Below are 23,775 nucleotides of genomic sequence, written 5' to 3' on the forward strand. Positions count from 1 at the left end.
CCTATTAATCGTATATTCCTAAAACCACTATTCCTCACAAAGCTTCTTCAACTTATCAAGTGCTTTCGGGTAGTTCTCGTTCATATACTCTACAAAATCTTCCGTGGTATCTAAGTCAACCGTAACGGTTGTGGTACCATTGTTTTCTTCGAAGGTGTAGTTTTCGAATCCGTTTGCCCATTTTTCTACTTCTGGTCCTTCTGTAATTTCCTTATCGGCTTGTAAAAGACCATAATGTTGAATGGAAACAAATTGGTTCGAAAGATTTTCCGCTATCCTGGAAACCATACCTCCCTTTTGGCCCTGCTCATCAACTCCGATAAATAGAATCTTACTTCCCTTTTCCCAACTTCCCTCATAGGTAGAGGTCGAGTTAAACACAGAAGTCCATTGTTCATAAGTTGCCTTATTGTTGATGCCAAGCATAAAATTATATACCTTGTTTACTGGTGCATTGATGCTCACTTTAAATTGTAATTTTTCCATAGTATTACTATTTGGTTAGATTATCCCGAAGCTATTGGAGCGAGGTTTTCATCCCTGCTCTACTCTTCCATTAAGCTAATATAAACAAAAAACCGCAAGTTGGGTTGCGGTTTTTGTTGCTAGTCACGGAATGCAATTTTAAGCTAACAGTTGTGGATATCTGAGCAATCGGCTTTTGCTAAAGTTTAAATTAGCTTCTTCTCTGTTATTCCGTTTCAATATCCATTTTCCGTAATAAGTTGTCTTCCAGTGTGTAGATGTGTTTTACATTCCCATCAAAAATTACATTTCCTTCCAAGTCTTTTACAATTTGGTTAACCGTTACTTCAAATGTTCCGTTAGGTCTTTGATCAAATGCAATTGGCTCCACGGAAGGATTTATTTCTGTCCATTGTCTTGTCCAATACGTTCTTATTTCTTCGTGTCCGGATACATAACCGCCTTCAAAGGCTTTTGGCCACTCAACCTCTGGATGAAAGGTTGAAAGAGCCGTGTCAATGTCTCTTGAATTAAAGGCGGGATAGGCCTTTTTAATTAAATTTTCGAAGTGTGTTTTCATTAATGTTGTTTTTTAATTGTTGTTTTTTAATTGTTGTTTTTTATGAATTAGATAGAGTGGATTTAGCTTCGTTATTTTCGGCTACAGCCTCGGTATAATTTGCTCTTAATCACAATCCTCAAAACAGTTCAATACATTTTTGAATTTGTTTGTCGGCACGGTTTGCAAAACCGCGCTAACTGTTGGGGATAACCGAGCGATCGGGTTGGTCAATTATAAAGTATTTTTTCATATTAACTTTCTTTAAATCAATGCTTGCTGGACTACATCCAAATTTTATTTATTTTATTTATTTTATTTATTTTATTTATTTTATTTATTTTATTTATTTTATTTATTTTATTTATACACGTGAGATGTTTTCAGAGGTGGGGATGATTTTTTCTAAAATATCTTTACCTTTCATTATATAATTTTTTTTCCAATTTTGTTTATAGCTCGACAAAATCTCTCCGTAGGTTTCTCCATTAGCTAATCTTTTGTACAACTCCACTGTGTAAAGAATATCATACCCTATATGAGATTTTATATAATTGTCATATGGTAAAAGACTCATTCTTTCAGCAATGAAAGTCGTATAGGCAAAGAATCTCTCACCCTTCGCTTTGGCATTTGTATCTATTTCTAAAGCTTCACAAATTTTTTGCAAATGATCTAATTTAAATATTGGAACAAAATATTCAGGATAGAAATATGATGCTAATCTTATTGGCAATGCTTCTGTATACTGTGGAATTCTAAATTCAAAAAGTCCATTACAAAATTCAAACAATTCCTCTTTATCTTCAAAATTCCAAGGCTTCGACCCTATCATTTCTGGGAAGATGTAATTGATTGCATTTCTGAACTCTGCACTTTCAAAAGCGTCTCTAAATTGTGCTTCTCTTAAACCAGTGCTTGCTATATTGGCTTCATAACCATAAGTAAAATCATAAAATAAATTATCTTTTCGATTCGGCAAGCCTTCAAAAACATAGAACGTTTGCTTATTAAAACCATTTATCAACTTAACCTTTACATCTTTTTTGACTTGATTAGCTTTAAATACTAAATCTCTTGTTTTAGAATAATCCTCCTTGCGATTAAAAATTTCTTTAATCAAACTTTGGATGTCAATGTCGCCAATATTTGTCTTGATAGTAATGTCTTTCTTTGTTTTACTCGCAAACTCATTCCTTTTTTTTAGTAATTCATATTTTGACCAATTTTCATTAATCAATTCATCAGTCACTTCATTTTTTTCTATTGTTTGCCAAAGTTGATTGAAAATTCCATTACATTCTTCTGAATTTTCTGAATCAACTTTAATTGTTAGTTCGATATTATTTTCAAATCCACCTCTCGTCAAATTAGAAGATGTTACAAATGTTTCGCTATCGGTAATATACAATTTAAGATGAATGTCGTTATCAAACCTTATTTTAAAACCTAAATCTAAAAGTTTTTTTAAAGTTGGTAATTCAAAAGCTATCAGACATGTTTCATCAAATCTCGTTATGAGTCGTTTCTCTGTTACTTGCTTCAAATTAGTCTCGCTAAATAAGCTGAGTGCAAATGAATTTAAAAATGGAACTGCAAAATTTAGTTTGTTTTTGCTTTTGTTGATTGAAATCTGAACTCGTTCAGTTATTGGATTCTTAAGTATTTCTTCGTTCATTTTACGCTGGTTATTTTGTTAGCATTCGCTATAGTATGCCTGTTATTATTTCTCCCAAATATAAAAATAAATTCTTACAAACAAACATTTTATCTCCTCTCCCCCAGCCCCTTAAAAACCTCCAACTGAATCTCCATCCTCTTAATAACCCTCCTCCTTCTCCACCAGTTGCTTCCGAAGTTCTTTTTCAACCTCCGTTTCAAACGGCATCTTGAGGCGTTGTCCCAAGTTTTTAATGGTTTAAAAGATTAAACTGCAAGGTAAAAATATGCTCGGCAGACATCAGTTCGCTCTCTTTCCTTAAATTATAATTCCAGCCATAGTAGGCCGTGATAAGACCAAAAACCGATACTCCTATACGTGGCAGCATCCTATATTGGAAATCTTGATCAGAAGCAATGATGTCGCCACCAACTTGTGCAGAAAATATAGAAAAATTTGCTTCGTAGGAAAGTTTTGCTCCAATGGCGTGCTGGTTGCCAACATTGACATACTCTATTCCGGCTCCAACATATTGAACCAACATTGCGAATCCGCCGAAACCTGGCTCTTGCCTTGGATAAGAAGAAATCAGATAGGAAGCCTCAAATTCAAAATTTTTATAATAACTGGTAGCGACACGAAAGCCATTTATGTTGTCCCACGGATTGAGCGTGAATTTTTTGTCCTCTGCCTTGCCTTCGCCAGCCTGACCAAATACTGGCCCTACTAAAAGAATCAGTATAGATGCTATAAGGTTTTTCATTTGTGTTGCTTTTTTAGAAGTTGTTGGTTTGCGGTTTTCCCATTTTATTCAGGTGCTTGAAATGCGAAAACATCATTTCAAATAGCGTTTTATGGTGGTAGGGTTGCCTGAATTCTCGGGTTGTTTCTTCAATTACTGCATTGATTTCGCTGTAGTTGGTGTGGCAAATATTCGGGAAAAGATGATGAGCCGCATGACAATTGGAACCGCCGCTCAAGAACCTGGCCCAGCTTTTATTGGCATCCCAATCGCAACTTGTGTGAAGCTGATGAACCGCCCAGGTATGTTCAAGGAACTCGCCTTCCGGTTGGGGATAATCGGCTCCATCAAAGAAATGCGTACCCACCAGCATGATGATAAAAACCAAGGAGGTAAACGCACTTGCTGTAAGGAAAGTCAGGAGGACAAAGCCCCAAGAGAATCCAGAAAACACGATTGGAAGCACTAGCACTAACGAGAAATAGCACACCTTATAGAGGAAAAATCTAAAAAACAATCCGGCTATGGAGATGCCCCTTTTCATCCAATGGTATTCCTTTGAAAACAGATAGACCCAATCGCTCATAAAGACAGAATGCAACAGCGTAAACATATAAACAAATGGAGCATAATAGGCCTGATACCTGTGTTTTGGTTGCCAAGGATGTGTTGGACTCAACCTTAAAAAGGGATTTTTGTCGATGTCAATATCGCTCCCTTCGACATTGGCATAGAGATGGTGCGAACGGATGTGCCTCAAGCCCCAAAGCAGGGGATCGATCCCGACGGTCAGGAAACTCAAGAAATGCAGGACAGCATTGGCCTTTTTGTTCTTGAAAGCCGTGTTGTGCGAAGCATCGTGGCCAAAACTAAACCCGATCAGCAATCCTGACAATTGAAAAACAACATATAAAATCCAGAACTCGATTTTAGTTATAAAGTCTGAAAAGAGCAAACTGTAGGAGAAATAACAGATGAGTGTCCAGAACAAGCCCTTGAACCAAAACCTGGCATCGCCATAGGCCACGTTTTTATGCTCTAATTTTTGATGAACCCTTTCTTTTAAAGTAGAAAAAAATACTTTTTCCTCTTTTGATTTATTGAAATATTTTGCTTTCATAATTTATAATTTTAGAATTACCAGACAAACCTATTGCGATTATCACACATAAAATTGCGTAAATCAATTATATAAATTCATACATTTGTGATTATCGCAAATTATGAACTACCAAGAACTGCTTTTAAAGAGTATCCGGAAACAAATTCCGAAACAGGTTTCGATTATTGATGCCATTGCTTCGGTGTTGAACATCAGCTATGATGCCTCTCACAGGAGGATTTCGGAGAAGAGTAAATTCTCGATTGACGAAACCATTCAACTGGCGAATCATTTCAATATTTCACTCGACCATTTATTTCTCAAGGACGAAAAAATCATCGTGGAAAAAACAATCGAGATTGAAACCTTGAAGGATATGCTGCAGTATTTCAAGAAATCAGCCGAACAGATTGAGGTATTGACCAAAAATCCCAAAGCCATCCTCTTTTATTCTGCCAAGGACATTCCGCTGTTTTATTTTATGGACAGCACGATATTATCGAAGTTCAAGGCCTATGTTTGGCTGAACCTCTTAAACCCAAACCAAAAGAAAGTCAGTTTTGAAAACTTTGTAATTGATGAATCCTTTTTGGAATATATGCTGAAGTTAAAGCGTATTTATGAAACCGTGAGCGTCAAGGAAGTCTGGAACGACACCACCATCAACAGCAGTCTGCAACAGATTCTATACTTCTATGAAGCCGGAATGCTCGACCTGAAAAGTGCCAATGCCTTGTGCAAGGATTTGAAAAGAATCATCAACCTCATTCAAGACAAATGCAACAAACCCGATGGCAATTTTTCCCTCTATTATAATGAATTGATTCTACTCAACAACAACATGCTCATTGAAACAGAGGAGAAACTGACAATGTTTGTGCCTTATACCTTATTAGGCTATTTTATTACCGATAATGAAAATGCCTGTAAAAACGTGCATCAGTTCTTCAAACAGCAAATCAACAATTCCAAACCCTTGAACCAATCAGGTTTGAAAGAGCAGAATTTATTCTTTAACCGAGCCATCCGAAAAATTGAATACTATAATGAACGACTTAATAATCAAGTTGACATCATGTTCTAAAATACTGATTTACAATCTGTTTTTATTTTATTTTTTAATTTTTAATTTTTAATTCAAAAGTGTTGTAACTTTTTTGCAACTCATTACGTATAATCATTTGTACTGTTATCAAATTAAGTACACCCCTACAATGAGACAACTTAAAATTACCAAGCAGGTAACCAATCGTGAAACTGCTTCTTTAGACAAATATCTTCAGGAAATCGGAAAAGTTGACCTTATCACAGCCGATGAAGAGGTAGAATTAGCACAAAAAATCAAAGCCGGAGACCAAAGAGCATTAGAGAAATTGACGAAAGCCAATTTACGTTTCGTGGTTTCGGTTGCAAAACAATATCAAAATCAAGGACTTACACTTCCCGATTTAATTAACGAAGGAAATTTAGGTCTAATCAAAGCCGCTCAACGTTTTGATGAAACGCGTGGTTTTAAATTTATCTCCTACGCAGTTTGGTGGATCCGTCAGTCGATTCTTCAAGCTTTGGCCGAACAATCTCGTATCGTTCGTTTGCCATTGAACAAAATTGGTTCTATCAATAAAATCAACAAGATGTATGCTTTGTTGGAGCAATCTAACGAAAGACCGCCATCTGCTGAAGAAATTGCAAAAGAACTTGACATGACAGTGAACGACGTGAAAGAGTCGATGAAAAACTCTGGACGTCACCTTTCAATGGATGCACCACTTGTTGAAGGAGAAGATTCTAACCTTTATGACGTTTTACGTTCTGGAGAATCTCCAAACCCTGACAGAGAGTTGATCCACGAATCTTTACGTACAGAAATTGAGCGTTCGTTAGAGACCTTAACGCCTCGTGAAGCTGATGTAGTACGTCTTTATTTTGGATTAGGCGACCAACATCCAATGACTTTGGAAGAGATTGGTGAAACATTCGACTTGACAAGAGAACGTGTTCGCCAAATCAAGGAAAAAGCAATCCGCAGATTGAAACACACCTCAAGAAGCAAGATCCTTAAAACCTATTTAGGATAATTGGCACGCTAATTGAAACTTATTTTTGTGTTATCAAATTTATTTGTATTTTGCACAACCAATTTACACTAATTACCCAATATAGTAAAAGCAACAACAGTCTGATTAACTGTTCGTTTTTTGATTGATGATTGAAACTCCGGCTGATTACCGGAGTTTTTTTTTAATCTGAACTCGTTTCAGATTCTCAACAAATTTATTTCAATATCTTACTCATCATTTGTGCGTGACCACAAGGGTCAGGCTTTCCGTTACAAGTCCTCACAAAAAAAGCCATTTTCTAAAACCCAAAAAGAGCTTCCGCTGGTCGCTTTTTTGGCTCAAGAAAATGAGCTTTTTTTGTTCCGGGCTTTCCACTTCAATCCTTCACGCAAATCCGTGCTAAATAGAAAATTCAGGTTTTAAATAAAAGACTTCCCCGTTTGCCTTTAAAATTTTACTTTTGCACAAACAACACTAACTAATTTCAGTATCAAAAGATGCTGAAATAAATTCAGCATAAAATGAAAAATACCTTAATAGCACCATCAGTGCTTGCCGCAGATTTTGCAAACCTACAACGCGACATCGAAATGGTGAACAACAGTGAAGCCGATTGGTTTCATATTGACATCATGGATGGGGTTTTTGTTCCGAATATTTCGTTTGGAATGCCCGTTTTAGAGGCGATTGCAAGACATGCCAAAAAAACAATCGACGTTCATTTGATGATTGTTGATCCGGATCGTTATATCAAGACCTTTGCCGATTTGGGAGCGAATATACTAACCGTTCACTTCGAAGCAACGACACATTTACACAGAACTTTGCAAGCCATCAAAGCAGAAGGAATGAAAGCCGGAGTTGCCATAAACCCTCATACGAATGTTAGTTTACTGGAAGATGTCATCAATGATATCGACTTGGTTTGCATCATGAGCGTGAATCCTGGTTTTGGCGGACAATCTTTTATCGAAAACACGTATAAGAAAGTAAAACAACTGAAAGAAATCATCACAAAAAACGGTGCCTCTACCCTAATTGAAATTGACGGTGGCGTAACCAGCAAAAACGCCGTTCAATTGGCAGAAGCTGGAGCTGATGTTCTAGTTGCCGGTAATTTTGTTTTCAAAGCAGAGAATCCAACACAAACTATTACTGATTTAAAGAAGTTATTGGCTTCTTAATCCAAATCAAATAAATCATTCTGTCCCGTTTCCTTTTTTGGATACGGGACATTTGTTTTTAGGGCTTTGTTCAGTTTCTTGATAAAATCTGTAGCCAAAAAGGGTGATTCGAGCTCAATGTTTTGATGCACGAAGAAATACAATTGCTGCAAACCTTCCTCTTTCCATTTTTTTAGCCTCGGAATCCAGTCGTCTAATCGTTCGATATCCGAAGGATGATTGGCACCAACATATCGAATGAAAGCAACCGGACTTGTCAATCTCATGTGGAGCATGTCGCGTCTTCCTGCCGTATCCACTATAATATTGGCTACATTGTGTTTTTCTAAAAGTTGACAGAAATCCTCTTGAATTTCGGCATTTTCAAACCATTCGTTGTTTCTAACTTCTATTCCCAGCGGAACACCTTTTGGAAAATCCTCTACTACTTTTTTCAGCCGTTCGAAATCCTTTGGCTTGAAATTATCATGAAGTTGCAGGAAAGCCATACCGAGTTTGTCATCAAAATTGCTGATGGCATTGCAGAAATCATCCACGACTTCCTTAACTTCAATCAAACGTTTAAAATGACTGATTGTGTTGGTGAGTTTCGGAAAAAATTTAAAATCATCGGGGGTTTTATTCTTCCAAGTTTCAACCTGTTGCCAAGAGGGCATTGCATAAAAAGTCGCATTAAGCTCAATAGAATTGAATTGGGTAGAATAATAAGCGAGTTCATCTTTTGTTCCCCTAGGATAGAAACCTTTAAGATCTTGTCGGTTCCATTTTGCACAACCAACATAAACCTCAAAATCGTTTCCTTTTGCTTTTGACAATACTTTCTTGGTTTGTGGAGCATCTTTTGGGAGCTTGAAATCTATGATGGCAGGGTTTTCTACTTTTCCGAATTGCATCTGTGTATTTTTTGATTACAGTAATAAATATACAAAAAAGCCTTTTGTTATCACCCAAAATTAGACATTATCGTTTTAGCTTATTTCAATTTTTATTATCTTTAAGTAAAAAAATAAAAATATGATACTGAACTACCTCACACAAGAATTCGAACAGGAAGTAAAAAGCACACGAAATTTATTGCAAGCTGTTCCAGAAAAAGACCTAGGCTACAAACCCTCTGAAATTTCATGGACAATGGGTGAATTGGCACAACACATTGCAACCATATATTATTGGTATGTTGGCACACTTACTCAAGATGTTTATGACATCGCTGCCGACGAACTTAAACGCGGAGACACCAACGATATAAAAGCTACGTTGGAACTTTTTGAAAGTAATGTTGAGAAAGCAAGGGCTGCACTAAAAACACTAACAGAAGAAAAACTGAAAGCAGATTGGACGATGAAGGTTGGAGAACGCGTTGTTTTAGGTCCTTTGCCCAGAGGAATCGTGGCACGAAGTTTTCTTTTCAACCATATTTACCATCATCGGGGAGAAATGATTGTCTATCTTCGAGCTACCGGAAATAAAGTTCCTGGCATGTATGGACCGACCTATGAAGACGGAAAGGAAAATTAATGATATCAAATAGCAACAAAATCAATTCTGATAAAGGAGCTTTTCGTCGAAATTGATCATCTTTCGGGTTCTCTCAAAAAGATCCGGAAGCTCTGTCTTGAAAGTTTGAGGCGTTTCGAAGAAATGTTCAAGGATGACAGAGAGAAACTCGAACTGGTTTTCATAGGCATATTCTCTAAAATAGCTTTTTTCCCTTATAGCATTCATCTTGGTTTCATTCTTAAAGATCTCAAACATCTCACGGAACTCGTCATAGAACACAATGGCACTCATTTCGTTGCTCTTGAGGGCGTTCCAGTGGAGAACATGGGTAAACTCATGCAAGGCTAAATTGACATTATCCTGATTGTTGTGGTGTCCTTTCAAGAAATCTTCCCAAGAAAAGACAACTGCCTTCAGCATCCTATTGTATTCGCCTTTGTGGTAGTCCTCAGTTTGGGACGAATAATAAACCTGTGGGTGGATGATGATCCTCTGAAAATTATCCACCAAGTACTTCCTCATTCCGAACGTAAGCATGACGTAGTAGCCAGCCAACAGCGTCTTTCTTTCTTCATTTACTTCAATATCATTTCCGATGAATTGATATTTTTCAAGAAATTTAAAAACTCTATGATCAAACTGTGACTTTTTTAAGTCTGACAATCTTTTATAAAAGGTGAAATTTTCTTGAAGCAGCAACCGATGGCTTTCTGGTAATTTCTTTTTACCGAAAGGGTACCAATGTACTAGCATTGTTTTTTTAAAAATAAAGAAATACAAAGGATCGAGTATCTTATTGAACAATAGTCCTGAAAAGCCAATAAAATATAGTAATCTGGAGATTTTTATGAGTGCAAAACCAATGTTCATGGATGTGTTTTTGGGTTTTTAAATATACAAAAAACCGTTGATTCGTATTGAGTATTTAACACCCAAATTATTGTAGTAATGATACTGAATTTATTTATTTTCTTGCAATTATCTTGAGATTTATTGAGAATATTAAGGTTCAGTTGAAGGAATTTGTTATGTTTGGGGAGAGTAATTAAATATTTTTACATTATAATATAAAACATGAATAAACTTTTATCATTATTTCTATTGTCAAGCATAGGGTTGAGTGCTCAAACGACAATTATCGAAGAGACTTTAGGAAAAGGAAAACCTAAATTTACTTATGATTATTCATTTGAGATGAATAAAATTATTATCAGTGAGGCTTTTGAAAGCAGTTTGGGTGGAGGTGTGTTTAATAAAGCGTTTATGTGTGATGAAAATGGAAATAAGCAAATTATTATTGATGGGGAAAAGTTTAGTTCCCTTGAAATGTCGGAAAATGGGATGGATTTCTTGAGTATTTATTTAGCAAAGAAATTAGGACCAAGAACTGTGGCTTATTATATCGACTCTAAAAAATATGATGTTGGTGAAATGAAAAACTTTTTTGGGAGTTTTACATTGTATGAGCACTTATTTACAAATCAATATCAGCTGAAAATTCTTGATGTAAAAGGGAAAAATGGTTTTGATTTTGAGAAAGATGATTTTTACCTGCATAGAACTGATTTTACCAAGAAAGTTACGAAAAGTTTTCAGTTAAAGAAACCTAATATTCAGCGGTTGAAGGGGGAACATTTACTAAAAGTAAAAAATCCTGGGTGCTATGTGAACTTGGTGGACAACAATAGTTTTGAACTCATTACTAAAAGCATCAAGAAGGACATGACGGGCAGCACAATGTATAGAACTATTTATGATCTGGAGGGAAAAATGCTTCATGATTATTCCTACAGCTATGAACTGCCAACAGGCGGATTGGTTCGATGCAGCACAAGAGAGGGAAAGACAGCAATATCTGTTCAACCCAACCAGTCGATTACAAAATCTAGCACCTATGGTGATCTTGGACCTCTATTGGATTTAGGAATTAATGAACATTTTATTGATCCGATTACTAGTGACGTTTATATTTACGGATTATATATGGAAGCTTTTCCTGCTGGTTTCTACTTGATTCGATTTGATAAAGAAGGAAATAAGATTTGGGAAAAACAATATGCAATTGAAGATAAGAAGGGTTTGAACAATAAGAGGCAAACCTGGCAGAGTGTAAGCCTTTTTATTAAAAATTATATGGATGATAGAACCTTATCTTTCATTATCAACGGTGGGATGGGTGATGATTACAATCATTTTTTCTTGTTGGATAAGGAAAATGGGGCGGTTAAAAAGCATGTTTATAAGGACAGTGAACCTGTTGCTAAAGGTGGCTTTTTGACGTTGGCACATTCCTCTATTTATGAGGTTACTAAATTGGCAAAAAACAGATATTGTGATATCAATACGTTAATGGTGTATAACTTAAATGAAAAAGTTAAAAAATACATAGACGGAGTAGCTGCTAAAAAAGAGATTGTTTTTGACAGTTTTGTTTCTTCAAAAGGTTTTTGGTTGCTGGAATCTGACAACGATAATTATTATAAGGTTACTTTGTTTAAAGAGTAGATGAAAAATAAGATGATTGGATGACGTTTTTTTAAAGTCCCTCTCCTGAAGCTTTTGGATCACTCCGGGTGACAAGATCGAGAAGGAGATTACTTCCGCCACGACGAATACACTGTTCCTCTCAATTATAATTTAAACATAATTTTAAAATTTTTTATAAACCCTTCAAAGATGAAAAAAATATTTATTGTTGCTTTGTGCTTACTGGTTCAATGTGCTTTTGCAAATGAATTGTATAGCATCAAAATTGAAAAGAATCAGAAGATACAGGGGACGCTCTCGGCGGAATTGAGCGGGAATGCTACGTTGCATTTTGTGTATACTAAAAACTCGGATACCAGAAAATTCGAAATCCTTACGGTGTTTGTTGATTCGGACAAGAAGACGAAGCAGCTGGATACTTTTGAGGCGGATGAAATTCCGAGCTTGCTTTCGTATCACCGGAATGGTTCGACAGTTACGCTGGCTAATTTCTATGAGAAGAAAAAGGAGTTGCAACGGATTGACTTTGACGTGAAGACCGGCAAGTTTCAAATGGCCGTTACGAAAGATTTCAAAGAACCTAAAAATATTTTTCGATTGAGCAACAGGACGCTTTTTGTTGATTTTGACAAGACCAAAAACAAGCTGACGACGACTTCGTTTTCGGACTCGAAGGAAATAAAAGAAGATTTGTTTGAATTTACAAAGGATGAATTCAACCTTTTTAAATCGTTTTTTACCGAAACCCCTGAAGCGGTGAACCAAGATGAGTTTGTAAAGAACGGCTCTATTTCTAAACGTAAGGGTTATGTTTCGGGCGACAAGCTGATTTTCACCTCGGAAAAGGACAAAAGCAACACGCAGGTCTTGACCTTGAATCTGGACGGAAGCAAGGGCTATAAATTTGCAGATTTCGACTTTAATTATGGTAAGGAAATTAAGGACCAGAATACGTTTGTGTCTGAAAATAAGCTGTTGTCGGTTGGGGTTTCGAAAGAGGATCTGGTTTTGAATTCGTTTGACATGACTACGAACAAAGCCTCCAAAAGTGTGTCGCTCCAAAAGGATTTGAGCAAGAAATTTGATTCGGACACCCGACAAAGGTTTATTGAAAGTGCTGCGAAAAGTGCGATGCGACCAACCGTGACCTTCAACAGAACAAAGGATTCGAAGTTTTTGGTTCGATTGGACCGTGTGAATAAAACCACCTATAACTACAGCCATAACTGGTGGCATCTCCATTGGATGATGCACCAGCAGATGATTTTCCAGCAGCAACAAATAATGATGCGGCAACAGCAACAAATGATGCGTCAGTCGGTTCCGAGGGGTTTTGGGCCAAACCCCTCCTATTATGATGCTTTGGCGATGATTGGTTTTGAAAAAAGTGAGATAAAACCGATTGAGTTTGTGGTGGATTTGGATTTTACTGTTGACGAAAATGCTTCGACGGAAACACTTTATAAGTCGGTTGACCAAGATGATTATCTGGAAAAATACAAAGACAACAAAAGCTTGAAGGAATTTACGGCAAGCTTTACGAATACGGATTTGCGTTATATTTATTTTGATAAGAAAGCGGAAACGGTGTATTTGAAGCTGGAGAATTTGTAATCTGTAAAAATTAAATGATAAAATAGTATGACTTTAATAGCCATCTTCTTCCCTTTTCTCTCCTTTATGTTCCGAGGTAGAATCCTTACTGGAATTATATGTTTGATCTTGCAGATTACGTTGATTGGATGGATTCCGGCGGCGATTTGGGCGGTTATTTCTTTGCAGAATTCGCGGGCTGATAGACGGAATAGGAAGTTGATTCGGGCGATGAAAACTAAATAATTAACTTAACCTCCCTTTTTATTATGAAACATTTTTTACTACTTTTTGTACTGTTTGCTTTTCAAAAGGATACAGCAATGGATTATAATTTATTGATAGGCTCCTGGAAGCAAAAGGCTTTTGCCAATACGGCTAATACGGGAATATTCTCTTTCAGCAAAGACAGCACTGCAACGCTGGAAATGATAAAGGGCGACACGGGCGACCTGATTGCAAGTATAAAAGGAAGCTACAGCATCAATAAAACCAAGAATAAACTGACCATGACCATAATGGGAAGACCTAAAACGTTCAACATTCTTGTACTTAAAAAAGAGGTATTGACTATTAAAAACATTACCGAAAATAAAGATGCACAAACTTTTGAGCGATTGGGCTCGAAAGAATAATTCTACTTATTACCTCATCCTTCTCAAACCGCAAGAACATTGCGGTTTTTTTATTGCCTTTTTCTCCCAAGTATGATATATATCATATTTTACCCCAAACCCCAACCCTAACTTTGCTGGACACAAACTAGAGGTATGAGTGTCATTTATCTATTAATATCCATCAGCATCATTGTTGCCATCGGCTTTTTTATCGCATTTATCACGGCGGTAAAAACAGGCCAATACGACGACGATTACACGCCATCGGTCAGGATGCTTTTTGACGATGAGCTCAAGAAAGAACAACCAAAACAAATTCAAACAACAGCAGAAAAACAAGTTTAACCATGGAAATGCAACAATTTTATTACGACAACAAAATTGTAAAGAAGTTCATCTATGCTACCATCCTCTTTGGAGTAGTTGGGATGGCGGTAGGGCTATTATTGGCCACATTGTTTTTGTTCCCTAACCTCACCGACGGAATTTCGTGGTTGAGTTTTGGGCGATTGAGACCTTTACACACCAATGCCGTTATCTTCGCCTTCGTTGGGAATGCGATGTTTGCCGGTATTTATTATTCGCTACAGCGATTGCTAAAAGCCAGAATGTTCAGCGATTTTCTTAGCAGTCTGCACTTTTGGGGATGGCAATTGATTATCGTTGCAACCGCCATAACACTTCCCATGGGCTACACCTCATCAAAGGAATATGCCGAAATGGAATGGCCGATAGACATCGCAATTGCCTTGATCTGGGTGGTTTTCGGAATCAATATGATTGGAACCATCATCAAGAGAAGGGAACGCCACATGTATGTTGCCATCTGGTTCTACTTGGCAACTTTTGTGACAGTTGCCGTCTTGCACATCTTTAATAGTTTGGCTTTGCCCGTTTCGGCTATGAAAAGTTATTCTGTTTATGCAGGAGTCCAGGATGCCTTGGTGCAATGGTGGTACGGCCATAATGCAGTTGCGTTTTTCCTTACAACACCTTTCCTTGGGTTGATGTACTACTTTGTTCCTAAAGCGGCCAACCGTCCGGTTTATTCCTACCGACTTTCCATCATCCACTTCTGGTCGTTGATTTTTATCTACATCTGGGCTGGACCTCACCATCTTTTATATTCGGCTTTGCCTAACTGGGCTCAAAACCTAGGAGTGGTATTCTCGATTATGCTGATTGCTCCATCTTGGGGTGGTATGATTAACGGATTATTGACCTTGAGAGGCGTTTGGGACAAGGTTCGTGTAGAACCTGTTTTGAAATTCTTCGTCGTAGCCATTACGGGTTATGGAATGGCCACTTTTGAAGGTCCGATGCTTTCGCTTAAAAACGTAAACGCCATCGCCCACTTTACCGATTGGATTGTAGCCCACGTTCACGTTGGAGCTCTGGCTTGGAATGGTTTCTTGGCTTTTGGTATGATTTATTGGTTGATTCCAAGAATGACAAAAGGGCCATTGTTCTCAACCAAACTGGCTAATTTCCACTTCTGGATTGGAACGTTGGGAATCATCATGTACACGCTTCCGATGTATGTGGCCGGTTTTGCTCAAGCTTCTATGTGGAAACAATTTAATCCAGACGGAACCTTGATGTATGGTAACTTCTTGGAAACCGTAACGCAAATTATGCCGATGTATTGGATGAGAATGATTGGTGGATGCATGTACATCTTCGGGATGTTTGTACTGGTGTATAACATCATCCAAACCATGAGAGCCAACAGCAAGGTGGAAGACGAATTGGCGGAGGCCCCAGAGTTGCAAAAAATCAGCAGTAGAAGAATAAAAGGCGAAAAATTCCACCCTTGGTTGGAAAGAAAGCCTATCCAATTGACCATTTTGGCCACTGTTGCCATCTTGATTGGGGGTATCATCCAGATTGTGCCAACGTTAATGGTCGATTCGAACATTCCAACCATTGCCAGTGTAAAACCTTATACACCACTTGAGCTAGAAGGAAGAGATTTATACATCCGTGAAGGCTGTGTGGGTTGTCACTCCCAGATGGTTCGTCCTTTTAGAAGTGAGGTCGAACGTTATGGACCACAATCAAAAGCAGGGGAATTTGTATATGACCGTCCGTTCCTGTGGGGTTCAAAACGAACCGGCCCCGATTTGTTGAGGGTTGGAGAAAAATACAACGACAACTGGCATTTCAACCACATGTGGGATCCACAAAGCACCTCATCTGGCTCCATAATGCCGGGCTACAAATGGCTGTTTGATAATGAAGCAATGGATTTCTCTGACATTGAAGCCAAGATGAAAACGATGCAGAAACTGGGTGTTCCCTATTCTGACCAAGAAATTGCAAATGCCCAAGACGCCATCCTAAAACAGGCCACCGCCATAGAGATGAACCTGCATTCCGATCCCGATTTTGTGAAAAGCTATGAAAACAGTAAGAAAGTCGCTCTTGCAAAAGGAGAAGAATTTGTTCCGATGAACAAAAGGGAAATCGTGGCCCTGATTGCCTATCTGCAAAGACTCGGAACCGATATCAAAGTAAAAGACAACCTTAAAAAATAACCAACTATGTTCGAAGCAATCAAACACAATATGGAAACCATAGCAGGAGTCGAGATTTATCCGATTCTATCCCTGCTGATTTTCTTTCTATTTTTCTTGGCACTTGGCATCTGGGTTTTCTCGTATAAGAAAGAGAAGATCGAAGAATTGAGCCAGATTCCACTGAACCATAAATAATTAAAGTGATGAAAAAATTAATCCCAGTATATGTTAGGGTTCCGGTAATTTTCTTTGCGGTTTTTGGAGCAATGGAGTTCTTTATCGACTCGGGCGACCGACCTGCCTTTATCAAATACCCAATGCTAACGCTGTTTCTGTTTGTCTTTCTGTTTATACTGATAGCGATAGAAATCACGATAAGTGCGGTTGATAATGTGACCTACAGCATCCTGACCGACGAACAACGGAAACAATTGGACGACGCCACCAACATCGGCTTGACCGAAACCGAGTGGTACAAAAACCTGATGAAGCGATTGACCAAATCTGAACCCATTGAAAACGAAGCCAATCTTTTGTTGGATCACGATTATGATGGCATCAAGGAACTGGACAATAACTTACCGCCTTGGTGGGTCTATCTCTTCTATGGCTGTATTGTTTTTGCAGGCGTTTATTTGATTCGGTATGAAATCTTGGGTGCCGATAATCAGGAGATGGAATTCCAGAAGGAAATGGCTCAAGCCAAGATTGACATCGAAGAATATAAAAAGACCGCTCCCGACATGATGGATGAAAAAACCGTTATCCTCCTGACCGAAGCATCGGAATTAGCAAAGGGAAAAGCGATTTATGAAACCAATTGTGTGGCGTGTCACCGTCCAGACGGAGGAGGCCAAATTGGTCCGAACCTTACGGATGACAATTGGATTCTAGGCGGTGGTATCAAGAACATCTTTCACACGATAAGCAATGGAGGACGTGACGGAAAAGGAATGGTGGCCTGGAAAGGTAACTTGAAACCTACCGAAATCCAACACGTGGCGAGTTATATCATCTCCCTAAAAGGCACCAACCCTAAAGATGCAAAAGCTCCAGAAGGCGATGTCTGGGTAGATGAAACGGAAAAAGCACCAGCAGAAGTAGCTCAACAATAAAAATCATTTGGCCACAGATTCACAGATTTTTTTAAGTGTAGATTTTAAAAAATAAATCTGTGAATCTGTGGCAAATAAAACAAAGAAATCATGCATGATGTAGGAGATGATGAAGCATTTAGGGATACCATCGGGACGATAGACGAGCAAGGGAAACGCAAGTTTATCTTCCCTAAAAAACCCAGCGGAAAGTTCTACGACTACAGGAAATATGTAAGCTATGTTTTACTTGCCATTTTGGTAGCCAATCCGTTTATCAAAATTAACGGCAACCAGTTTATGATGTTCAATGTCTTGGAACGTCGTTTTAATATTTTAGGTTTTCCATTTTGGCCTCAAGATTTTTATCTTTTTGTGATTTTGATGATTACAGGGATTGTATTTGTAATTCTCTTTACTGTGGTTTTCGGACGGATTTTCTGTGGATGGATTTGTCCTCAAACGATATTCCTTGAAATGGTGTTCCGAAGAATCGAATATTGGATTGAAGGCGATCGAGGAGCTCAAATGCGTTTGCACAAGCAAGAATGGAATGCCGAAAAAATCCGCAAGAAAGGAATAAAATGGACCATCTTTTTTATTGTTTCTTTTTTAATTGCAAATGTTTTTCTGGCGTATGTGGTAGGAAGCGACCAGCTTTATTTGATGATAAAGGAAGGTCCGTTACAACAGTCGAGTAACTTCATTGCACTGCTCATTTTTACAGGCGTTTTCTATTTTATTTTTGTTTGGTTCCGTGAACAGGTGTGCATCATTGCTTGTCCTTACGGCAGATTGCAAGGCGTTTTACTCGACAACAAATCCATCAATGTGGCCTACGATTTTGTTCGTGGCGAAAAGGAAGAAGGTCGGGCGAAATTCAACAAAAAAGAAGACCGAAGTCTTACCGGAAAAGGCGATTGCATCGATTGCAAACAATGTGTAAACGTTTGCCCAATGGGAATCGACATCCGAAACGGGACACAACTGGAATGCACCAATTGCACGGCTTGTATCGATGAATGCGATACGATCATGGACAGTGTTGGTTTGCCAAAAGGCCTCATACGATATGCATCTGAAGATGAAATAGAGAAAAAAGAACCATTCAAGTTCACGACCAGAATGAAAGGTTACACAGCCGTTTTGCTCATCTTGATTGGAATTTTCATTGGAATGCTCTTTTTGAGAAACGATATGGAAGCTACGGTTTTGCGACTTCCAGGACAGTTGTTCCAGCACAAAGGGGAGAAAATCAGCAATGTCTATACCTATAAAATCGTCAACAAAACGGTGAAGGATTATAAGGATGTGCACTTTAAATTGATTTCCCACAAGGGAGAAATTAAAAAAGTGGGTGACTCACATTTCAAGGTGATGAACCAAGGAATGACACAAGGAACGTTGTTTATAGAAATCAATCAATACCTGCTAGAAACCGACAAAACCAAACTCGAAATCGGAATTTATAATGGCGATGTATTGCTGGAAACTACTACGACTAATTTTTTAAGTCCGAGGAGTTTTAATTAGCAATGGCAATAAAAAATAATAATAAAAAATAAACAATAAGTAAGATGAAAATCAACTGGGGAACCTCAATCGTAATTGCCTTCGGGTTGTTTATGGCCTTTATACTGTTCTTTGTTTTCAAAGTGCAATCGAATCCCGAATATGACAACGAACTTGTAGTGGAAGAATATTACAAGCACGATGCCCGTTTTCAGGAAGAAATGCAAAAGATTCAAAGTGCAGAAGATTTGACTGTGAAACCAAAAATAGAAGCTTTTGAAAAAGGTATAAAAATCACATTCCCATCCGAATTCAACCCAAAAAATATCAAAGGAAAAGTATCCCTCTACCGGCCGTCTAACAAAAAATTAGATTTCGAGATTCCGATTTCGTTGTCTGATTCTACTTTGCTCATACCTGAAAACAAGTTGGTAGGCGGTCGATGGGATATTACTTTGAACTGGGAATATGACGGGAAGGAATTTCAGTTTAAGGAAGTACTTTATTTACAATAGTTGTATGTTATAGGTTGTATGTTCTATGTTTTCAACCTATAAACTTACAACCTACAACTTATAACAAAAATATGTTACTCTCCGCCCTACTTTTCGGCCTCATCAGCAGTTTCCATTGCATCGGGATGTGTGGTCCTATCGCGATGATGTTGCCTGTGGAGCGAAACAATCCTGCAAAGAAAGTCACACAGATCATCACCTATCATTTAGGGAGATTAACGGCTTATGCTTCCATCGGATTGGTTTTCGGACTCATTGGCAGGGGATTTTATTTGGCGGGAATCCAACAGCAATTGTCCATCTTTATTGGACTTTTGATGATACTCGTTGTCTTGATTCCCGAAAGAATCTTTGCAAAATACAATTTCTCCCAACCCGTCTTCAGGTTGATTTCCAAAATAAAAACCGCACTAGGAAGCCAGTTCAAAAACCGAAGCTACCAATCACTTTTCACCATCGGATTACTCAACGGATTATTGCCTTGCGGGATGGTCTATGTCGCCCTTTTTGGTGCTATCGCCATGCAAAATGCTGGTCTTGGTGTTTTGTATATGCTTCTGTTTGGCCTGGGAACCATCCCGATGATGAGTGCCGTAGTCTATGTACAATCCTTTATCACAATTTCAGTTCGAAACAAAATCCAAAAGGCCATTCCTTATGTGGCGGTTTGCATTGGGGTTTTGTTTGTGTTGAGGGGATTGGGACTTGGAATTCCTTATGTTTCGCCTTCTAACATGAGTTTGTTTGTGCAGGAGAGTGCGAATTGTCATTGAGAGGAAAGAGGCAAGAAACAAGAGAAAAGAATTAGTTGTGAACGAATAATTTGATGTTCGGAACTTCAATTACCATACTCGGAACTTAACTAATCAAGAATAATTTCATAGTCAAGGCTCTTAAGTGATTTACTGTACTGAAAATATCATTTGCCCTTTTAGGAAATTAATTTATGTGTACAATCTTTCTACTGATGGGAGGCTTTTGAAGTGAATTTATTCCTTAAAAAGTTCTGTTTAATAAAAAATAATCCTTCATTTATGAATTGCAAATTCTTTTATATACATTTATCCGAGAATGTAAACAAATAATTATGACAATATATAACATTATTAAATTTAAAGTTTTAGTGATAATAATTATCTCAATAGTGATCAGTAGTTGCAATTTTTCAAATAATGATTCATCCATTGATACTATAAAAAAAACTAAAGATTCATTAACTGAAAAACCTGTAAATAACATTAAAGTTGACGAGAAAATAATTGATTCAGTTAAAATGCATGCTTTTGATAATATATATTTTGGCAAGAACTATAGTCCGAAAACTAACAGTCATACAATAAATGACATGGAGTATACTGTTACATCTGCTAAAAGTTTACCTAATGAAGGTTTATTTTATATCATGCTTGAAAATCAATCCAAAATAACCACTGAACGAAAGGCAAGACAAGTACTAAACGATTTAAAAAATACGATTACAAAAAAATATAGTAAATCGATAAGCTTAAACAAGACCTTTTATGTTAAGCATCCTGAAGAAGATGATAAAAGAGAAAGCTCTTTTTCAAATCCAAGGAATCAATATAAATATGATGAAAAAATAATAGGATTACCGTATGAGTTTGCGGGGTATAGATGGGATTTGAAATACAAAGATATTCAACTTGGATACTTGATAGACAATAAGAACAGGACAAGATTTTATCAATCTAACACTAAAAATGATTTATATATTATTTATGTAGAATTCAAAAGCAAAGTGATAAAACCCAAAAAAACAGATCTATCTTCAAAAAAAGTTGAACAAGATTCTAAAAAATTTTAATATAATTCCGCTAAAAAAGAAAATATCATATCAGTTAAACTATATTGAGAAAGTAAATCAATAAAAATATGAATTGGGAACCATATCATACAAAAGACATTAAAGAAGAATATCTTATAAAATTTGTACCACTTTCTAGACTTAAAGATTTTTTAAAGAGTGGGGAAATTTGGTTTTCTCGAGCAGATAAATTTGGAGATAAATTGGAATGTATTAGAATATCAGATTTTGAAAATAAATCTCTTAACCATAATGATCTAAAAAAAAGACAGAAGAAAATATTAGTTAGCTGTTGGCATTTGGCAGATATAGAGTCTGTCGCAATGTGGGATACATATTCAAACAAAACAGCAGATAGGAAAAATATCGCTATTAGATTTAAAAGAAAATACTTAATTGAACTTATAGAAATCAACTTAACAAATAAATTTAAAATCTTACCTGAATTAATCCATGGAAAAGTACAATATAGAAATCTTATTAATTATAAAGAACAAAGAATAAGTAAGACTCAAGTAAAGCATTCTGTATTTAGAAAAGAAAATGCATTTAATTATGAAAAAGAATATAGGCTTGTAATTAAATATGAAGATAGTTATATAGACGAGGGTTACGGATATAAAATTGGAAAAACAGAAGATTTGACTTTTGACATCCTAATCAATCCTCTGTTAAAAAACGAGTTAGCTTCTGAAGTGAGAAATAAAATTAAAGAATTAGGTTTTAGTAAAAACATAAAAGAATCCCAACTGAATTTGTGGTTTCAACATAAAGATACTTGAATACCATTTAATTTATAGAAAAAATATTTCTCCAATCCTCTACACCGTCAACGAAAACAACTCCCTTTCCGGAGCCTTCCGCTTCAAGCGTAAATCAAATGCCATACAAATATTTCGCACAAAAGGTTTTCCAGCTTCAGTAACCTGTATTGAATTGGCGTTTATGCTGACAAGACCATCCTCTTCCATTTCGGCAAGTTGAAGCAGTACTTCTGGAAGTTCTTCGAAATAAGTACCTTTTTCTTCCCAGGACGTTTCAAATTTGCACATCAAATTCAGGATGTGTTTTCGGATGATTAAATCTTCATCGGTCAAGATATGACCTTTAAAAACGGGCAACTTATCCCATTCTAATAGCTGATAATAATCCTCCAAATTCTTTACATTTTGGGCAAAACCATACCAGCTGTCACCAATGGAGGAAACACCCAAACCAATCATCAACTGCGTTTTGGAAGCACTGTAACCCATAAAATTTCGGTGCAGGTTGCCGTTTTCAAAGGCTTTATATAAGCTGTCTTTTTTTAGGGCAAAATGGTCCATCCCAATTTCGTGGTAGCCGTTTTTATCCAGCAAGGTCTTCCCTATTTCATAGAGCATTCTTTTTTGTTCGTCACGGGGCAAATCTTCGTCCTTAAAACCACGCTGTCCGTTGCCTTTTATCCACGGCACATGGGCATAACTGTAAAACGCCAATCGGTCTGGAAGTAACGATTTGGTCTTTTCGATCGTATCTACCACATCCAAAATCTCCTGAAAAGGCAACCCAAAAATAATATCGTGCCCGACAGAAGTGTACCCAATTTCTCGAGCCTGAAACGTCACTTTCGCCACATTCTGAAAAGGCTGTATCCGATTGATGGCTTTTTGCACCTTGGGCGAATAGTCCTGAACGCCAAAACTCACGCGTCTGAAACCAAGATTGTAGAGTTTCTGCAAATGTTCGCGTGTCGTGTTATTCGGATGGCCTTCAAAACTCATCTCACATTCGGGGTGTTTTGTGGCATGCGAAAATATTCCGTTGATGAGGTCTTCCAAGTTTTTGACAGAGAAAAAAGTTGGAGTTCCGCCACCCAAATGTAGTTCTTTCACGATGGGTTTTTCGCCCAAAATTTTGCAATACAAATGCCATTCCTTCAAAACCGCTTTGATGTAAGGATCTTCCAGAGTATGATTTTTCGTGATGCGTTTGTGGCAACCACAAAAAGTGCACATGCTTTCGCAAAAAGGCAAATGGATATACAGACTGATGCCCTCGGAAGTATTGCTTTCTGCAAATGATTTCCGCAAAGAGGCCACCCATTTATCATAGTCAAAATCGGCTTCATTCCAGTACGGAACCGTTGGATAACTGGTGTATCGAGGTCCTGGAACATTGTATTTTTGGATGAGGGAATGTTTCATAATGGCATTATTTTCAGTATTCAAAAGTAAAACGGAAGGGGAAGATTTAAAATGACAATTATCATATAAGGGATAAAACTTTGCTTTGCGTCTTTGCGACTTTGCGAGATATGATTTCACGCAAAGTCGCAAAGACGCAAAGCATATTATTCAGT

At 37.3% G+C, this 23,775-nt stretch carries 25 protein-coding genes; 17 read left to right on the forward strand and 8 right to left on the reverse strand.

Annotated elements, in window-relative coordinates; genetic code table 11:
- Window positions 1-27 precede the first annotated feature (27 nt).
- The 5 genes from J2X31_RS01165 to J2X31_RS01185 all read right to left on the reverse strand — a co-directional run bounded on the left by J2X31_RS01165 (window position 28) and on the right by J2X31_RS01185 (window position 4,546).
- Window positions 28-486: an SRPBCC domain-containing protein gene (locus J2X31_RS01165; RefSeq protein ID WP_310023722.1), complete on the reverse strand. Its 459-nt coding sequence runs from the start codon at window positions 484-486 to the stop codon at window positions 28-30.
- A 205-nt stretch (window positions 487-691) separates the two neighbouring features.
- On the reverse strand, window positions 692-1,045 hold the full coding sequence (locus tag J2X31_RS01170; RefSeq protein WP_310023723.1) for a nuclear transport factor 2 family protein: 354 nt from the start codon (window positions 1,043-1,045) through the stop codon (window positions 692-694).
- Window positions 1,046-1,388: 343 nt separating this feature from the next.
- Window positions 1,389-2,702 (reverse strand): phospholipase D-like domain-containing protein, encoded by a 1,314-nt coding sequence (locus J2X31_RS01175; RefSeq protein ID WP_310023724.1) that lies wholly within the window; start codon window positions 2,700-2,702, stop codon window positions 1,389-1,391.
- Between the two features lie 232 nt (window positions 2,703-2,934).
- Window positions 2,935-3,447 (reverse strand): hypothetical protein, encoded by a 513-nt coding sequence (locus J2X31_RS01180; protein WP_310023725.1) that lies wholly within the window; start codon window positions 3,445-3,447, stop codon window positions 2,935-2,937.
- 13 nt (window positions 3,448-3,460) lie between these two features.
- Entirely contained in the window at window positions 3,461-4,546 is a 1,086-nt protein-coding gene (locus J2X31_RS01185) for a fatty acid desaturase family protein (RefSeq protein ID WP_310023726.1), read from the reverse strand.
- A gap of 103 nt (window positions 4,547-4,649) precedes the next feature.
- Here J2X31_RS01185 and J2X31_RS01190 point away from each other — a divergent pair, with 103 nt between their 5' ends.
- From J2X31_RS01190 to rpe, 3 genes are all read left to right on the forward strand, one after another.
- A complete protein-coding gene (locus tag J2X31_RS01190; RefSeq protein WP_310023727.1) occupies window positions 4,650-5,612 on the forward strand; it encodes a hypothetical protein in 963 nt (320 codons plus the stop codon).
- Window positions 5,613-5,742: 130 nt separating this feature from the next.
- A complete protein-coding gene (locus J2X31_RS01195) occupies window positions 5,743-6,606 on the forward strand; it encodes a sigma-70 family RNA polymerase sigma factor (protein ID WP_026707723.1) in 864 nt (287 codons plus the stop codon).
- A 503-nt stretch (window positions 6,607-7,109) separates the two neighbouring features.
- Window positions 7,110-7,772: a ribulose-phosphate 3-epimerase gene (rpe, locus tag J2X31_RS01200; protein ID WP_310023734.1), complete on the forward strand. Its 663-nt coding sequence runs from the start codon at window positions 7,110-7,112 to the stop codon at window positions 7,770-7,772.
- On the opposite strand, the gene J2X31_RS01205 is transcribed toward rpe, so the two are convergent.
- Window positions 7,769-8,665 carry a DUF72 domain-containing protein gene (locus tag J2X31_RS01205; RefSeq protein WP_310023735.1) on the reverse strand — a complete coding sequence of 299 codons (897 nt, stop codon included), beginning with the start codon at window positions 8,663-8,665 and terminating at the stop codon, window positions 7,769-7,771. The two genes, rpe and J2X31_RS01205, sit on opposite strands and share 4 nt — an antisense overlap.
- A 121-nt stretch (window positions 8,666-8,786) precedes the next feature.
- Between J2X31_RS01205 and J2X31_RS01210 the strand changes: the two genes are divergently transcribed.
- Window positions 8,787-9,290, forward strand: coding sequence for a DinB family protein (locus J2X31_RS01210; RefSeq protein ID WP_310023736.1), 504 nt, complete (start codon window positions 8,787-8,789; stop codon window positions 9,288-9,290).
- Between the two features lie 21 nt (window positions 9,291-9,311).
- On the opposite strand, the gene J2X31_RS01215 is transcribed toward J2X31_RS01210, so the two are convergent.
- Window positions 9,312-10,025 carry a zinc-dependent peptidase gene (locus J2X31_RS01215; protein WP_310023737.1) on the reverse strand — a complete coding sequence of 238 codons (714 nt, stop codon included), beginning with the start codon at window positions 10,023-10,025 and terminating at the stop codon, window positions 9,312-9,314.
- Between the two features lie 321 nt (window positions 10,026-10,346).
- Between J2X31_RS01215 and J2X31_RS01220 the strand changes: the two genes are divergently transcribed.
- The 13 genes from J2X31_RS01220 (at window position 10,347) to J2X31_RS01280 (ending at window position 22,216) form a co-directional block, all read left to right on the forward strand.
- Complete coding sequence (locus J2X31_RS01220; protein ID WP_310023739.1) at window positions 10,347-11,777, forward strand: hypothetical protein; 1,431 nt, start codon at window positions 10,347-10,349, stop codon at window positions 11,775-11,777.
- A 171-nt stretch (window positions 11,778-11,948) separates the two neighbouring features.
- On the forward strand, window positions 11,949-13,373 hold the full coding sequence (locus J2X31_RS01225; RefSeq protein ID WP_310023740.1) for a hypothetical protein: 1,425 nt from the start codon (window positions 11,949-11,951) through the stop codon (window positions 13,371-13,373).
- A 27-nt stretch (window positions 13,374-13,400) separates the two neighbouring features.
- A complete protein-coding gene (locus J2X31_RS01230) occupies window positions 13,401-13,598 on the forward strand; it encodes a YqaE/Pmp3 family membrane protein (protein WP_310023741.1) in 198 nt (65 codons plus the stop codon).
- A 23-nt stretch (window positions 13,599-13,621) separates the two neighbouring features.
- Complete coding sequence (locus J2X31_RS01235; RefSeq protein WP_310023743.1) at window positions 13,622-13,987, forward strand: hypothetical protein; 366 nt, start codon at window positions 13,622-13,624, stop codon at window positions 13,985-13,987.
- A gap of 135 nt (window positions 13,988-14,122) precedes the next feature.
- Complete coding sequence (ccoS, locus tag J2X31_RS01240; RefSeq protein WP_310023745.1) at window positions 14,123-14,314, forward strand: cbb3-type cytochrome oxidase assembly protein CcoS; 192 nt, start codon at window positions 14,123-14,125, stop codon at window positions 14,312-14,314.
- Window positions 14,315-14,316: 2 nt separating this feature from the next.
- The gene (gene ccoN / locus J2X31_RS01245) at window positions 14,317-16,506 is read left to right on the forward strand and encodes a cytochrome-c oxidase, cbb3-type subunit I (protein ID WP_310023747.1); all 2,190 of its coding nucleotides are present in this window, start codon (window positions 14,317-14,319) and stop codon (window positions 16,504-16,506) included.
- 6 nt (window positions 16,507-16,512) lie between these two features.
- Window positions 16,513-16,683, forward strand: coding sequence for a CcoQ/FixQ family Cbb3-type cytochrome c oxidase assembly chaperone (locus J2X31_RS01250; RefSeq protein WP_026704373.1), 171 nt, complete (start codon window positions 16,513-16,515; stop codon window positions 16,681-16,683).
- 8 nt (window positions 16,684-16,691) lie between these two features.
- Window positions 16,692-17,603: a cbb3-type cytochrome c oxidase N-terminal domain-containing protein gene (locus J2X31_RS01255; protein WP_310023749.1), complete on the forward strand. Its 912-nt coding sequence runs from the start codon at window positions 16,692-16,694 to the stop codon at window positions 17,601-17,603.
- A 90-nt stretch (window positions 17,604-17,693) separates the two neighbouring features.
- A complete protein-coding gene (gene ccoG / locus J2X31_RS01260) occupies window positions 17,694-19,115 on the forward strand; it encodes a cytochrome c oxidase accessory protein CcoG (RefSeq protein ID WP_310023750.1) in 1,422 nt (473 codons plus the stop codon).
- 44 nt (window positions 19,116-19,159) lie between these two features.
- Window positions 19,160-19,609: a FixH family protein gene (locus J2X31_RS01265; RefSeq protein ID WP_310023751.1), complete on the forward strand. Its 450-nt coding sequence runs from the start codon at window positions 19,160-19,162 to the stop codon at window positions 19,607-19,609.
- A gap of 71 nt (window positions 19,610-19,680) precedes the next feature.
- A complete protein-coding gene (locus tag J2X31_RS01270) occupies window positions 19,681-20,382 on the forward strand; it encodes a sulfite exporter TauE/SafE family protein (protein ID WP_310023752.1) in 702 nt (233 codons plus the stop codon).
- Between the two features lie 314 nt (window positions 20,383-20,696).
- Window positions 20,697-21,434 carry a hypothetical protein gene (locus tag J2X31_RS01275; protein ID WP_310023753.1) on the forward strand — a complete coding sequence of 246 codons (738 nt, stop codon included), beginning with the start codon at window positions 20,697-20,699 and terminating at the stop codon, window positions 21,432-21,434.
- A 68-nt stretch (window positions 21,435-21,502) separates the two neighbouring features.
- Window positions 21,503-22,216, forward strand: coding sequence for a DUF2971 domain-containing protein (locus J2X31_RS01280; protein WP_310023754.1), 714 nt, complete (start codon window positions 21,503-21,505; stop codon window positions 22,214-22,216).
- A 39-nt stretch (window positions 22,217-22,255) separates the two neighbouring features.
- Here the strand turns inward: J2X31_RS01280 and hemN are convergent, their stop codons facing one another.
- Window positions 22,256-23,620, reverse strand: a complete 1,365-nt coding sequence (gene hemN / locus J2X31_RS01285; protein WP_310023756.1) for an oxygen-independent coproporphyrinogen III oxidase — start codon at window positions 23,618-23,620, stop codon at window positions 22,256-22,258.
- Window positions 23,621-23,775 lie beyond the last annotated feature (155 nt).

The sequence above is a fragment of the Flavobacterium arsenatis genome (assembly GCF_031456785.1).
GTDB classification, from domain to species: domain Bacteria; phylum Bacteroidota; class Bacteroidia; order Flavobacteriales; family Flavobacteriaceae; genus Flavobacterium; species Flavobacterium arsenatis.